Here is a 13,692-nt window from a genome sequence, read left to right as displayed (position 1 = left end):
CGGCACCGGCGCCGGCGCCGGCGCCGCGCGGTCAGCGCCCGCGGCGCCGGAACGTCGGCGCGTCCTCGACGTACGGCAGCCACGCCGCACGCTCGGCCTCGCCGATCCGGCGCGGCGACCCCGAGGCGGCGTCGACGAGCACCAGCGTCGTGACCGCCCGGGCGTAGGGGTCGCCGGTCGCGGCGCCCTCGTCGCGCACCTCGTAGCAGACGTCGATGCTGGCGCCCCCGAGGTGGCCGATCCACATGTCGACCGCCACGGGGGTCCGCCGGTAGCCGAGCGGGCGCAGGTACTCGATCTCCTGCCGGGCGACGAGGGTCGCGGTCCGGGCACCGGGCCCGGCGTCGAGCACGGCAGTGGGCCAGGTCTCCGGGGCGGGCGACGGGGCGGGCGAGGTCGCCGCGGCCTCGCCGAGCGGCTCGGCGGGGGCGGGGTGCGCCCAGAACGCCTCGATCCGGGCCTCCTCCAGCAGGCGCAGCATCTCGACGTTGTTCACGTGCCCGTACGCGTCCATGTCGGACCACCGCAGCTGGACCGGCACCCGCAGCCTCGTCATGCACCCACTCCGTCCCGTCGGGCCCGGCCGGTCGACCGGGACCCCGCCATCCTGCCTCCTGCGCGGCGGGCCTGGTCGCGGCAGGTCGCGAGGTCGGCGAGCACTCCCGCCACGGGGTCGACGACCCGGGCGCGCGCGACCGCGGCCACGGCGGCGTGCAGCCGGGCCCGGGCGGCGCGGGCGCGGCGGTGCGCCCCGACCCGGGCGAGCAGCGACGCCAGCAGCGCGAGCAGCACCCCGGCGAGCACGCCCCCGGCCAGCAGCGCCGTCGGCGCGGGCAGCAGCCCCCACTGTGGGGTGCGGGGCTCGGGGAGCCGGAGGTACGCGAGCCCGGCGAGCACGCCCAGCCACACCGCACCGGCGACGGCCGCCGCCAGCAGCACCCACTGGAGCGCCCCGACCGCGCGGGCCCAGGCCGCCGGGCGGGTCGGCAGCAGCGGTGTGGCGGCGACCGCCCGGTCGAGGTCGTCGGCCAGGGCGTCGCCGAGGTCCGCGGCGCCGACGCGCGCCCGGGCGTCGAGCGCCCACGCGTCGGGGACGCCCTCGGTGGCCGCGTCCACGTACCGGCGGACCGCGGAGCCGGCGGCGGCGCGGGCGGCGGGCCCCGGGGCGGGCAGCGACGTGCGCGCGGTGCCGTCCGCCGGGACCTCGCCGGCCGCGAGGTGCAGCCGCCGCAGCGGGTCGGGCCGCAGCCGCGCCAGCCACCGGACCGGCGGCCACCCGGTGCGTGCCGTGACCCGGCGGACCGCGGCGCCGCGCACCGCGGCCACGACGACGGGCACCCCGGCGGCGTCCGCGAGCGCCTCGACCAGGGCGTCGGGTGCCGGCGTGCGCGTCCGGCCGCGTCCTGCCTCGCCGACGGCCGTCAGCACCTGGTGGGCGGCGACCTCGACCTCGGCCTCCCACCGGCGGGTCGCGGCCTCCCGGCGGGCGGCGGCGTCGTCGAGCAGGTCCCGCAGCGCGTCCATCCCGGCGCCCGTGCGGGCGGAGACCGCCACCGCGCGGACGTCCCCCAGGCCGTCCTGGGCGGCGAGTCGGCGCAGGTCGGTGAGCACCGCCGCGGACTCGGCGGGCGCGAGCCGGTCCGCCTGGTTCAGCACGAGCACGACGACGTCGGCGTGCCGGGCCAGCGGGCGCAGGTAGCGCTCGTGCAGGGCGGCGTCCGCGTACTTCTGCGGGTCGACGACCCAGACCAGCAGGTCCACGCGCTCCAGCAGGTGCTCGGACCGCAGCCGGTGCTCGGTGACGACCGAGTCGTGGTCGGGCAGGTCCAGCAGCACGAGGCCGCCCGCGCCGGCGGGCCCGTCGACCTCGTGCCGGCGGCGGACGCCCAGCCAGTCGAGCAGGGGCGCCGCACCGGGCCCGCGGACCGCGGCGAGGGCCTCGGAGGTCGTCGGCCGCTGGACGCCCGTACCGGCGAGCTCCTGGCCCACCAGGGCGTTGAACAGCGACGACTTGCCCGAGCCCGTGGACCCGGCGAGCGCCACCACGGTGTGCTCCGCGGACAGCGCGGCGCGCTCGGCGGCGCGGGCGACGACCGTCCGCCCGGCGTCGAGGACGGCAGGGGGCAGGCGCGGCCCGCCCGCGTCGAGCGCGGCGGCCAGGGCGGTGGCGCGCTCGTGCAGCGTCGGGCTCATCGGGCGTCGCCCCGGCCGAGCAGCCGGCGCCAGAACCCCGGGCGGGCCGGGGGCTCGGTGGTGGGCGCGCCGGGGGTGCCGGTCCGGTGCGTCCCGGCCCGGTGCGTCCCGGCCCCGCGCAGCCGGGTCGTGGGCGCGGCGGACCCGTCGTCCTGCGGGATCCCGGTCGACGCCGTCCGACCGGCCCGCTCGGCGGCCGCCGCATGCTGCACAGCGAGGGCCGCGGACCGCAGTCCCGTGCCGCCGACGACGGTCAGCGCGTCGAGCTGCGCGGTGTACCGGGCGGCCTCGCCGGACAGCACCTGCCCGACCCGGGCGTCGAGGCGCTCCCGGGCGGTCGCGGTGAGACGGCGCACGGCGTCGTCGCCGAACACCGCCTCCAGCAGCTTCTGCGCGACGACCGCGGTGCCACCGGCGATCCCGACCTCGATGCCCGTCAACCCGCCCGTCGACGCGAACGCCAGCACCATCAGGCTGACGCCGAGCGCGTTGACCCCGAACGACAGCGCCCGCGCCGTGCCCCGCCGCTGGGACCCCTGCTCGCGGACCAGGTCCAGCACGTCGGACTGCCAGTCGCGGACCTGCTGCTCGACGTGCGCCCGCAGCGACGCGGACGACCGGGACAGGTCGAGGTCCGGCAGCAGCGCCGCACCGGCGGCGTCCCCGCGCCACGCGGCGTGGGTGCGCTCGGCGGCGGCGTCGGCGGCGTCCAGCACGACCGCCGCCAGCCCGTGCGCGATGGCCTGCTCCACCGGCGGGGCCGCGGCGGGCCGCCCCCGGACGAACCCGACGACCACGTCCCGGACCCGCCCGACCCGCTGCTCCACGGACCGCAGCAGCTCCCCCGTGCCGACCAGCTCCTGCCAGCGGGCGAGCACCTCGCCGCGCAGCATCGCCCCGTCCGACGTCGCGGCGGTGACCTGTGCGGCCGCCTCCGCGTACGACCGGGCCACGGCGTCCCGCAGCCGGGCGTCGGCGACGACCTGCGCGTCCGCCGCGGCCGCGAGCCCCAGCGCGCGCCGTGCGAGGTCGTCGACGACGCCGTCCCGGGTGAGCAGTGCGACGGACGCCCGGGCGTCCGCGTCGCCGAGCGCGGACAGCCACCCGGCCAGCTCGGCGACCGCCCGCTCGGGCAGCAGCCCGTCGGCGTCGAGCCCCTCCTCGACGGCGAACAGGGGCGCGGCGGTCAGCCCCGCCTCGTCCATCATCCGCCGCAGGTCCGTCACCGCCGCCCCGGCGCCCGGGTCGACGCGGTCGGCGACGAGGGCGACCTGCGCGTGCCGCTCGGCGGCGCCCTGGAGGAGGTCCCACGGCACGGCGTCGGCGTACCGGGCGGCGGTGGTGACGAACACCCACAGGTCCGCGGCGGCCAGCAGCTGGGCGGCGAGCGCGCGGTTCGCGACCTCGACGGAGTCGACGTCCGGGGCGTCGAGCAGGGCCAGCCCGCGGGGCAGGGCCTCGCTGGCGACCAGGCGCACCGCCGCCGTGCCGCCGCCCGCGGGGTCCGGGGAGTCCGTCGGGCGGGGCCCGGCGCCCGACGCCTGAGGGCCGCCGGTGCCGCCGGGCCCACCGGTCACGCGCGCGAGTCCCGGCAGCACCCGGTCGCTCGCGAACCAGCGCCCGTCGAGCGGGTGGTGCACGAGCACCGGCGAGCGTGTGGTAGGCCGCAGCACGCCCGGGTCGGTCACCCGGGCGCCGAGCAGGGAGTTGACCAGCGTGGACTTGCCCGCGCCCGTGGAGCCGCCGACGACCACCAGCAGGGGGGCGCTCCCGGCCCGCAGCCGCGGCAGCAGGTAGTCGTCGAGCTGGTCGAGCGCGGCCCGCCGGTCGCCGCGCGCCGCCGGGGCGTCCGGGGTCTCGAGCGGCAGGGCGAGCTCGCGAAGGCGGGCGTGCAGGCGCTCGAGGGCGTCGACCAGGGCGGCGTCCGCGCCGGACGCCGGTGCGGGTGCCGGGCTGTCCGTCGCGTCGACCATGCGCCCATCCTGCCGGGCGGGGGCCGACGCGGCCACGGCGGTGTCGGCGAGGGCGGCCGGGCGGGGCGGCCCCGCGGGGCGGCTGGGCGGAGCGGCCCTGGACGCGGACCGGCCGCGGACCCCCGGGTTCAGGGGGCGGCGGCCGGTCCGGGCGTGCGCGGGTCGGTCAGTCGCGCGTGAGCTTGCGGTAGGTCACCCGGTGCGGGCGGGCCGCGTCGGCGCCGAGGCGCGCGATCTTGTTCTCCTCGTAGGAGGCGAAGTTGCCCTCGAACCAGTACCAGCTCGACGGGTTCTCCTCGGTGCCCTCGTACGCCAGGATGTGCGTCGCCACCCGGTCGAGGAACCACCGGTCGTGGGAGACCACGACGGCGCAGCCCGGGAACTCCAGCAGGGCGTTCTCCAGCGAGCCGAGGGTCTCGACGTCGAGGTCGTTGGTGGGCTCGTCGAGGAGCAGCAGGTTGCCGCCCTGCTTGAGCGTGAGCGCGAGGTTGAGGCGGTTGCGCTCACCACCGGACAGCACGCCGGCGGGCTTCTGCTGGTCCGGGCCCTTGAAGCCGAACGACGCGACGTAGGCGCGGGACGGCATCTCGACGTTGCCGACCTTGATGAAGTCGAGCCCGTCGGACACGACCTCCCAGAGGGTCTTCTTCGGGTCGATGCCGCCGCGGGACTGGTCGACGTACGACACGGAGACCGTCTCGCCGACCTTGAGGGTGCCGCCGTCGAGCGGCTCCAGGCCGACGATCGTCTTGAACAGGGTCGTCTTGCCGACGCCGTTCGGGCCGATGACGCCGACGATGCCGTTGCGGGGCAGCGTGAACGACAGGCCGTCGATCAGCTTGCGGCCGTCGAAGCCCTTCTCGAGGTCGCTCGCCTCGAGGACCACGGAGCCCAGGCGCGGGCCCGGCGGGATCTGGATCTCCTCGAAGTCCAGCTTCCGGGTGCGGTCCGCCTCGGCGGCCATCTCCTCGTAGCGGGCCAGACGTGCCTTGGACTTGGCCTGGCGGCCCTTGGCGCTGGACCGGACCCACTCGAGCTCGTCCTTGAGGCGCTTGGCGAGCTTCACGTCCTTCTTGCCCTGCACCTCCAGACGGGCCTGCTTCTTCTCCAGGTAGGTGGAGTAGTTGCCCTCGTAGGGGTACAGGCGGCCGCGGTCGACCTCGCAGATCCACTCCGCGACGTGGTCGAGGAAGTACCGGTCGTGGGTGACGGCGAGCACGGCGCCGGGGTACGACGCGAGGTGCTGCTCGAGCCACAGCACGCTCTCGGCGTCCAGGTGGTTGGTGGGCTCGTCGAGGAGCAGCAGGTCGGGCTTCTCGAGCAGGAGCTTGCACAGGGCGACGCGGCGGCGCTCACCACCGGAGAGCACCGTCACGTCGGCGTCCGGCGGCGGGCAGCGCAGCGCGTCCATCGCCTGCTCGAGCTGGGCGTCGAGGTCCCACGCGTCGGCGGCGTCGATGGCCTCCTGCAGCACGCCCATCTCGGCGAGCAGGGCGTCGAAGTCGGCGTCCGGCTCGGCCATGAGCGCCGAGATCTCGTTGAACCGGTCGATCTTGCCCTTGATCTCGGCGACGCCCTCCTGGACGTTGCCGAGGACGGTCTTCTCCTCGTTCAGCGGCGGCTCCTGCTGGAGGATGCCGACCGTGAAGCCGGGGCTGAGGCGCGCCTCGCCGTTGGAAGGCTGGTCGAGCCCGGCCATGATCTTGAGGATGGTCGACTTGCCCGCGCCGTTCGGCCCGACGACGCCGATCTTGGCGCCGGGCAGGAAGTTCAGCGAGACGTCGTCGAGGATGACCTTGTCGCCGTGCGCCTTGCGCGCCTTGTACATGCTGTAGATGAACTCAGCCACTGGCTCTTCGTCCGCCTCGGTGCTCGTCGGTGCTTCGGGTCGCGCGCGTCGGGTGCGGCGCTCGGGTCGTGCCCGAGACGTCGCGGGCGGCCGGGGGCGTCCCCGTGGGGGACGGTCGGCGGCGCCGGGCGACGTCGCGATCCCCCAGCCTAGGCGATCACGCCCGCCGGGACACGGCCCCCGGGCCCGCCGTCCGCCGCCGCGGCCGCCCGCGCCGCCTCAGGCCGCGGCCCGGACGTCCCCTGCCGGGTCGTCCTCCAGCACGACCACGCCGGTCAGGTCGACCGGCGCCGGCGCCGGGCCGCCCTCGCCGCCGACGCCGGCGACGCCGGCGCCCGGACCCTCGCCGTCCTCCGGCCGCCCCTCCCGCACCGTCCGCTTGAACCGCGTGGACCCGCGCGCGAGGTCGTGCCCGACGGAGTCGGCCGTGATCTCCGCGGTGGTGCGGGTGCTGCCGTCAGGCGCCGTCCACTCCACCATCGCGAGCCGCCCGTGCACGAGCACCGGGTCCCCGCGCCGCAGCGACTCGGCGACGTGCACGGCCAGGTGCCGGAACGTCTTGACCGTGAACCAGCTGGTGACCCCGTCCACGTACGCGTCCCGCGCCCGGTCGTACACCCGCGGGGTGCTCGCGAGCCGGAACCGTGTGAACGCCACCTGCCCGCCCTCGCCCTGGTGGTACAGGGGCACGTTGCCCACCCAGCCGACCACCGTGACGTCGAGCTCGTTGACCGCCATGCGTCCTCCTCGTCCGTGCCGGCACCCGGTCGGGCCGGCCGTGGGACGAGGTTCGCCGCCCGGGTGGCACCGGCGCACGGCCCCGGGCCTCGATCTGGGGACGACGCGCAGCCCTCGTGCCTGTGGAGGGGTCGGTGCCCGCTCGTGGAGCGGTCAGGCCTGCCGGGCGCCGTGCGCGAGCTCGCGGACCCGGCGGTGCTCCGCGAGCACCGCGGCCGTCGGCTCCGCGAGGCAGGTCCGGGCCACGCCCTCCAGCGCCTCGCGACCGTCACGGCGCACACCCTCGGCCCGCCGGACCGCGGCCGACCGTCGGGCGCGCACCGCGAGCACCGCGGCGACCACCGCGAGGACGGCCGCCCCCACGGCGACCGGCCAGGCCAGGCGCAGCGCCTCGCCCAGACCGCCGGTGCCGAGCGCCAGCCCGCCGCCGACCCCGGCCGCCACGAGGGCCGCGGCCCCGAGCACGAACGCCAGGACGGACAGCGTGGCCGCGAGGCCGGACCGGCGGGCGACCACGGCGACCCGGGACAGGGCGTCATCGGCCGCGGAGCGGATCTGCTCGGTGCCGGCCAGCCGGGCGCGGACGGACTCGGCCCAGCGGCGCGGCAGCCGCGCGGTCACGGCGTCGGCCCACTGCCCGCGGGCGAGCGCGACGGCGCCCTCCTGCACGGAGACGAACGACGGCAGCGGGTCCTCGCTGCCCCGGACGACGGCGGCCACGGCGTCGGCGATCGCCGGCAGCCCGGCGGCCTGGGCGAGCGTGACGGCCACGGGCGTGACGTCCAGCACGTCGGCGGGCGGCTCGGCGTCGGCGACCTCCGCCTCGACCAGCCGGGCCGCGTCGGAGATCTCCGCCGACGCACGCCGGGCGGCGAGGCTCTGCCGGCCGACGACCTCGGCCAGGGTGTCGCGCATCTCCGCGACGCCCTCGCCCGTCCGGGCCGACGTGGCACGCACCTCGACACCGGTCAGCCCGTCCTGGACGAGCAGCCGGGAGACGTCCTCGACCAGCGCGTCGCGCTGCCCCTCGGGGACGGTGTCGACCTGGTTGAGCACGACGAGCATCGCGCCCTCGTGCCCGACGAGGCCGCGCAGGTAGCCGGAGTGCAGGGCGTCGTCCGCGTACTTCTGCGGGTCGACGACCCACACCAGCAGGTCCGCCATCGGCAGGAGCCGGTCGACCGCCGCCCGGTGGGCGTCCTCGATGGAGTCGTGGTCGGGCAGGTCGAGCAGCACCAGCCCGCGCAGCGGCGCCTCGGTGTCCCCGTCGAGCGCGCTCTCCCGCTCGATGCGGTGGTCGGGGTCGACCTCGAGCCAGTCGAGCAGCGCGTCGCCGCCCGCGCCCCACACGCACGCGGTGGCCTCCGACGTGGTCGGACGCTTGACGCCGACCTCCGCGAAGTCGAGGCCGCAGATCTCGTTGAACAGGCTGGACTTGCCCGAGCCCGTGCCGCCTAGCAGCGCGACGACGGTGTGGTCGACGCCGAGCGCGAGGCGGGCCCGCACGTGGTCGCCGTTCTCCCGGACGCGCGCCGCGGTCGCCGGGTCGATGCGGTCCCCGCCGACGACCAGCGCCTCCTGCAGCTGCGCGAGCCGGCGGGTCAGCGACGCGGTGTCGCTCCCCGGGTCGGCCTCGGGCGAGGCGGGCGCCGGCGCGGGCGGGTCGGCGGGCACGGCCACGGGGGTCGTCGGCTCGGTCATGTCAGCCCCTTGATCACGGCGAGCCGCAGCCGCAGGGTCGACGCGGCGTCGGGTGCGAGCTCGGGCCGGTCCAGCACCGCGAGCGCGGCGTCGCGCTCCCGCTCGGCCTGCGCGGCGGCGTGGCCGGCGAGCCGGTCGCGCAGCTCGGCGACGACCGCCGCACCGCGCGCGCCCAGCAGGTCGCCCAGCATCCGGTCGGCCGGCTCCAGCCCGGCGGCGGCCGCGAGCGCGAGCGCCGCCAGCCCCTCGTCGCCGAGCGCGCGCTGGGCGGCCTCGGCGCGCCGGGTGGCCCGGGCGGCGGCGCGCCGGGTCGCGCGGTCGGCGCCGTCGGGCACCGGGACCGGGCCGGAGACGATCCCCGTGAGCACGTCGACCGCGCCGCCGACCCACTCGCGTGCGGCGCGCTCGACCTCGCGGGGCCGGTCGGCCGCACGGTCGGTCGCGGACCACGCCTCGGCGGCGGAGCGCGCGCCGGCGGGGCCCGTCGCCAGCGCGTCGCGCAGCGCCCGCTCGGTGGCGGCGCCCACGGCCGCGAGCGTCGACGCGGCGGACGACACCAGGTCCTGGACGAGCGGCAGCACCGCAGCGGCGCGCTCCCGGCCGGTGCGGCGCGAGCGGTCGACCTTGCCGGAGCCGCGGACCACGCCCGCGAGCGGCGCACCGGGTGCCGTCAGCTCGGCCCAGCGGGCCTGCGCGGACCCCTGCGCGACGGTGCCGCGGGTGACGGTGCGGCGCGCGTCGTCGGCGGGGGCGCGCACGGCCTCGTCGAGCGCCTCGCGGACGGTCGTCGCGGCGGCGGCCTGGGCCTCGACGGCCTCGGCGAGCTCGTCGACCCACGGCCGCAGCGCGGCGAGCGAGCCGCGCAGGGTGCGGGCGACGACGGTGCGGGCCCGGTCGGGTCCGGCGAGCATCGACAGCCAGCGGTTGATCGGGGCGACGACGCCGGGCTCGAGCATCCCGGCGTGCGGGCCGACGTCCGGCACCACGAACAGGGGCGAGCCCTGCATCCCGTGCGACCGGAGCCGCTCGAGCAGGTCGCCGCGAACGGTCGGCAGCGACGTCGGGTCGACGCGGTTGAGCACCATCGCCACGGACGCGCCGCGCTCGGTCGCCCCGCCGAGCACCCGCCACGGCAGGGCGTCGCCGTACCGGGCGGCGGTCGTGACGAACAGCCACAGGTCGGCGGCCTCGAGCAGCCGGTGCGCGGAGCGGCGGTTGCCGGCCTCCACGGAGTCCAGGTCGGGGGCGTCCATCAGGGCGATGCCGCGCGGCACCTGCTCGGACGCGACGACCTCGACCGCGTCGGTCACGGGGTGCTCGCGCACCAGCTCGGCGTCCTCCGGGTGGTGCACCAGGACGGGCCGCCGCGTGGTCGGCCGGAGCACGCCCGCCGTGGTGACCTCGGTCCCGACCAGGGAGTTGACCAGCGTCGACTTGCCCGCACCCGTCGACCCGGCCACGACGACGATCGCCGGCGCGGACAGCTGCCGCAGGCGCGGCACCAGGTGGTCGGCGAGCTGGTCGACCAGGCGGGTCCGCGACGCGCGGCTGGCCTCGACGCCGGGGACCTCCAGCGGGAAGTCCGTGGCACGCACGTCGCGCAGCAGGTCGGTGATCGCATCGAGCAGGGACGTGGCGGCGAGCGGCCGGTCCAGGATGTCCCTCGCGGCCGAATCCGCCGCCTGCACGTTCACTCCCCCATCCTCACCCGTCCGGGGGTACGGCACCAAACGTCCGCGCCGCGTGACCTGCGACTGTGTCGATCCGCGGGACGTGCGCGGCGCCGCGTAGTCTGGTGCGCCGGACCGGCCCGCGGCCGGCCCGACGCCTCCATAGCTCAATGGATAGAGCAACGGCCTTCTAATCCGTCGGTTGCAGGTTCGAGTCCTGCTGGGGGCACCGCACCCGGCGGGCGGGCGCCCCCGCCGCGTCACACCACCTCGAACACCGCGACCAGCAGGTCCTCCCGGCGCGACGACCGCCCGACGCGCACCTCGAACGCCCCCGGCTCCACGACCCGCACCCCGGCGGCGTCCACGATCGTGCAGTCCGCGACCGCGAGGTCGACGGTCACGTCGACGGACTCCCCCGGCGGGACGTCGACCTGCCGGTAGGCCGTGAGCTCCTGGTCGGCCCAGGACACCGAGGTGATCGTGTCGGACACGTAGAGCTGCACGGTCTCCCGCGCCGGCCGCGTGCCGGTGTTGGTCAGCGTCACGGTCGCGCGGACCGTGTCCCCGACCGCTGCCGTGGCCCGGTCGAGCCGCAGGTCGGCGTAGTCGACGGTCGTGTACGACAGGCCCTGGCCGAACGCGAACGCCGGGCGCTGCGTGAGGTCGGCGTACCGGTCGCCGTGCTGGCCGCGGATCTGGTTGTAGTAGGTCGGCTGCTGGCCGGCGTGGCGCGCGAACGAGATCGGCAGCCGGCCGGCGGGCTCGACGAGGCCGAGCAGCAGCTCCGCGAGCGCCTGCCCGCCCTGCATCCCGGGGCTCGCGGCCCAGACCACCGCGGCGGCGTCCAGCGCGGAGTCGGGCAGCACCAGCGGCTTGGACGCGAGCAGCACCACGACGAGCGGCGTCCCGGTCGCGGCGAGGGCGTCGAGCAGCGCGACCTGCCCGCCGACCAGCTCGAGGGTGGCCGTGGAGCGCCCCTCCCCGACGAGCTCGATGCAGTCGCCGACGACGGCGACCACGTAGTCGGCGTCCCGGGCGGCGGCGACGGCCTCGGCGATCCGGTCGGCGTCGGGCGGGACGGGCACGCCGATCGGCGGGCGCGGCTGGCCGTCGGGGTAGAACGGCCCGGCGGGGTCCGGCTCGAGCGACACGATGTCGGCGCCGCGGGCGTGGGTGACGGTCCAGCCGTCGGGCACCGCGGTCCGCAGGCCGTCGAGGACCGTGACGATCATGTCGCGCGGGTGGCCGTCGGGCAGCCAGTCGGCCTGGCCGGAGCTGCCGGCCCAGTCGCCGAGCTGGACCTGGGCGTCGTCGGCGAGCGGGCCGACGACCGCGACGCGGCGCGGGGTCGGGTCGCCGGCGCCCGCGCGGACGGCGGCGGGCGCGGGGACGCCGCCGTCGACCGGGATCGCGGCCGGTCCGCCGGGCGTGAAGCCCCCGGCCAGCGGGAGGACGCCGTCGTTGCGGAGCAGCACCAGCGAGCGCCGTGCTACCTCGAGGTTGAGGTCGGCGTGCGCCGGGGAGCCGACGACCGCGGCCTGCGCGGCGAGGTCGGGGCGGCGCGGGTCCTCGAACAGCCCGAGCCGGAACTTCAGCGTGAGGATGCGGCTGACGGCGGCGTCGAGGTCGTGCTCGGCGAGCAGCCCCTGGGCGATGGCGTCGAGGGCGCCCTGGTAGAAGCCGGGGGTGGTCATCACCATGTCGTTGCCGGCCTTGACCGCCGCGGCGGCGGCGTGGGCGTAGTCGGGCTGGACCTGCTGCTCCCAGACCATCCGGCCGACGTTGTCCCAGTCGGTGATGAGCATGCCCGGGTAGTCCCACTCGCCGCGGAGCACGTCGTTCAGCAGCCAGTCGTTGACCGTGATCGGCACGCCGTCCATCGACTGGTAGCCGAGCATGAACGTCGCGCACCCCTCGCGGGCGACCCGCTCGAACGGCGGCAGGAACCACGACCGGAGCTTGCGCCGCGAGATGTCGGCCTCGGACGCGTCCCGCCCGCCCTGGGTCTCGGAGTACCCGGCGAAGTGCTTGGCCGTGGCGAGGATCGCGGTCGGGTCGGCCAGGCCGTCACCCTGGTAGCCGCGGACCATCGCGGACGCGAGCTCCCCGATCAGGTACGGGTCCTCGCCGAAGGTCTCGTCGATGCGGCCCCAGCGCAGGTCGCGGGCGATGCAGAGCACCGGGCTGAACGTCCAGTGCACCCCGGTGGTGGCCGCCTCGAGCGCCGTCGCCCGCGCCACCTGCTCGACCAGCGCGGGGTCCCAGGTCGCGGCCATGCCGATCTGGGTCGGGTAGATCGTCGCGCCGACGAAGAACGAGTGCCCGTGGATGCAGTCCTCGCCGACCAGCAGCGGGATGCGCAGCCGGGTGCGGTCGGTCAGCTCGTGGGCCGTCACCAGGCGGTCCGGCGAGGTGTGCAGGATCGACCCGACGCCCGTGCGCAGCACGTGGTCCTCCAGGTCGCCGCGCGCGTCGAGCTGGAGCATCTGCCCGACCTTCTCCTCGGCGGTCATCCGGGCGAGCAGGTCCTGGACGCGGTCGGCGACGGGGAGGCTGGCATCGAGATAGCGGGGGTTCATCAGGTGGTCGGTCCTTGCGTGGTGGTCGTGGTGGTCGAGGTGACGGCGGTGACGCCGGCGGTGGTGTCGAGGCCCCTGCGGCGCATGGCACGAGCGAGCTCGCCCGCCGAACGCAGCCGGGGGTTGATGTACTCGTCGATGCCGAAGTTCAACAGTGCCAGGGCGACGCCGATCGCGGCGATGCACAGCCCGGGCGGCAGGAACCACCACCACTGGTTCTGGGTGAAGGCGCCCTGGGCCGAGGCCCAGTTCAGGATGGTGCCCCAGTTGTAGGCGTTGACGGGGATGACGCCGATGTAGGACAGCGTCGTCAGGCCGAGGATCGCCGCGGTGACCGAGCCGACGAACGACGACGCGATCAGGGCGGTGAGGTTGGGCAGCATCTCGACGCCGATGATGCGGCGCAGCGGTTCGCCGTTGAGCTTCGCGGCCTGGACGAAGTCGCGATTGCGCAGCGACATCGTCTGCGCCCGCAGCACCCGGGCACCCCACCCCCAGCCGAGGATCCCGAGGATCGCGGCGACCACCCACAGCGGCGGGTTGGTGAACCGCGACGCGATGATGATGAGGATCGGGATGCCGGGGATGACGAGGAAGACGTTCGCCAGAGCCGACAGGGCCTCGGACCGCCATCCCGGCAGGTAGCCGGCCAGGACGCCGACGACGATGGCGATCGCCATCGAGATCAGCGAGGTGAGCGCGCCGACGACGACCACGCCGCGGGTGCCGTAGATGACCTGGCTGAGGACGTCCTCGCCGAGGTGGGTCGTGCCGAACCAGTGCGCGGCGCTGGGCGGCTGGAGCCGGGCGGTCGCGTCGATCTGCGTCGGGGAGAACGGGGCGAGCTGCTCGGCGAACACCGCGACGACCACGAACACCGCGAGGATCGACAGGCCGGCGACCGACTTGCCGTTGCGGAACATCGCGAAGGCCGCGCCGAGCCGGGCGCCACGCCCCAGGGGGGTCGGCTGTGTGGTGGTCATCGC

9 protein-coding genes and 1 tRNA gene are annotated in these 13,692 nt (G+C 76.7%); 1 reads left to right on the top strand and 9 read right to left on the bottom strand.

Translation table 11 applies throughout. The features are described 5' to 3' along the window. Positions 1–31 precede the first annotated feature (31 nt). The 7 genes from ACFVXN_RS17555 to ACFVXN_RS17525 form a co-directional block, all read right to left on the bottom strand. The gene (locus tag ACFVXN_RS17555) at positions 32–556 is read right to left on the bottom strand and encodes an acyl-CoA thioesterase (protein ID WP_389235461.1); all 525 of its coding nucleotides are present in this window, start codon (positions 554–556) and stop codon (positions 32–34) included. Beyond that, a complete protein-coding gene (locus ACFVXN_RS17550) occupies positions 553–2,193 on the bottom strand; it encodes a GTPase (protein WP_389235458.1) in 1,641 nt (546 codons plus the stop codon). Before ACFVXN_RS17550 ends, ACFVXN_RS17555 begins: the two co-directional genes overlap by 4 nt. Beyond that, positions 2,190–4,166: a dynamin family protein gene (locus ACFVXN_RS17545; protein ID WP_389235455.1), complete on the bottom strand. Its 1,977-nt coding sequence runs from the start codon at positions 4,164–4,166 to the stop codon at positions 2,190–2,192. The genes ACFVXN_RS17550 and ACFVXN_RS17545 overlap by 4 nt, the downstream gene beginning before the upstream one ends. A 166-nt stretch (positions 4,167–4,332) precedes the next feature. Continuing rightward, positions 4,333–6,015, bottom strand: a complete 1,683-nt coding sequence (gene ettA, locus ACFVXN_RS17540; RefSeq protein ID WP_389235452.1) for an energy-dependent translational throttle protein EttA — start codon at positions 6,013–6,015, stop codon at positions 4,333–4,335. A gap of 219 nt (positions 6,016–6,234) precedes the next feature. Next, positions 6,235–6,753 (bottom strand): single-stranded DNA-binding protein, encoded by a 519-nt coding sequence (locus ACFVXN_RS17535; RefSeq protein ID WP_389235449.1) that lies wholly within the window; start codon positions 6,751–6,753, stop codon positions 6,235–6,237. A 153-nt stretch (positions 6,754–6,906) separates the two neighbouring features. Next, a complete protein-coding gene (locus tag ACFVXN_RS17530; RefSeq protein ID WP_389235446.1) occupies positions 6,907–8,454 on the bottom strand; it encodes a GTPase in 1,548 nt (515 codons plus the stop codon). After that, positions 8,451–10,148 carry a dynamin family protein gene (locus ACFVXN_RS17525; protein ID WP_389235443.1) on the bottom strand — a complete coding sequence of 566 codons (1,698 nt, stop codon included), beginning with the start codon at positions 10,146–10,148 and terminating at the stop codon, positions 8,451–8,453. The genes ACFVXN_RS17530 and ACFVXN_RS17525 overlap by 4 nt, the downstream gene beginning before the upstream one ends. A gap of 132 nt (positions 10,149–10,280) precedes the next feature. On the opposite strand from ACFVXN_RS17525, the gene ACFVXN_RS17520 reads away from it, so the two are divergent. Beyond that, a tRNA-Arg gene (locus tag ACFVXN_RS17520) sits at positions 10,281–10,353 on the top strand. A 31-nt stretch (positions 10,354–10,384) separates the two neighbouring features. On the opposite strand, the gene ACFVXN_RS17515 is transcribed toward ACFVXN_RS17520, so the two are convergent. Next, positions 10,385–12,706 carry a glycoside hydrolase family 3 N-terminal domain-containing protein gene (locus tag ACFVXN_RS17515; protein WP_389235440.1) on the bottom strand — a complete coding sequence of 774 codons (2,322 nt, stop codon included), beginning with the start codon at positions 12,704–12,706 and terminating at the stop codon, positions 10,385–10,387. Beyond that, positions 12,706–13,689 carry an ABC transporter permease gene (locus ACFVXN_RS17510; protein ID WP_389235437.1) on the bottom strand — a complete coding sequence of 328 codons (984 nt, stop codon included), beginning with the start codon at positions 13,687–13,689 and terminating at the stop codon, positions 12,706–12,708. Before ACFVXN_RS17510 ends, ACFVXN_RS17515 begins: the two co-directional genes overlap by 1 nt. Between the last annotated feature and the right edge of the window lie 3 nt (positions 13,690–13,692).

It is taken from the genome of Cellulomonas sp. NPDC058312 (assembly GCF_042880135.1).
GTDB lineage: Bacteria > Actinomycetota > Actinomycetes > Actinomycetales > Cellulomonadaceae > Cellulomonas.
The sequence above is the reverse complement of the archived record's forward strand: the minus strand, read 5'-3'. Positions and strand labels throughout refer to the sequence as shown.

Bases quoted from the DNA above. Each gene is read 5' to 3' on its own strand.
- ACFVXN_RS17515 (WP_389235440.1), bottom strand. From the start codon at position 12,706: ATGAACCCCCGCTATCTCGATGCCAGCCTCCCCGTCGCCGACCGCGTC.
- ACFVXN_RS17510 (WP_389235437.1), bottom strand. From the start codon at position 13,689: ATGACCACCACACAGCCGACCCCCCTGGGGCGTGGCGCCCGGCTCGGC.
- ACFVXN_RS17545 (WP_389235455.1), bottom strand. From the start codon at position 4,166: ATGGTCGACGCGACGGACAGCCCGGCACCCGCACCGGCGTCCGGCGCG.
- ACFVXN_RS17550 (WP_389235458.1), bottom strand. From the start codon at position 2,193: ATGAGCCCGACGCTGCACGAGCGCGCCACCGCCCTGGCCGCCGCGCTC.
- ACFVXN_RS17555 (WP_389235461.1), bottom strand. From the start codon at position 556: ATGACGAGGCTGCGGGTGCCGGTCCAGCTGCGGTGGTCCGACATGGAC.
- ACFVXN_RS17535 (WP_389235449.1), bottom strand. From the start codon at position 6,753: ATGGCGGTCAACGAGCTCGACGTCACGGTGGTCGGCTGGGTGGGCAAC.
- ACFVXN_RS17530 (WP_389235446.1), bottom strand. From the start codon at position 8,454: ATGACCGAGCCGACGACCCCCGTGGCCGTGCCCGCCGACCCGCCCGCG.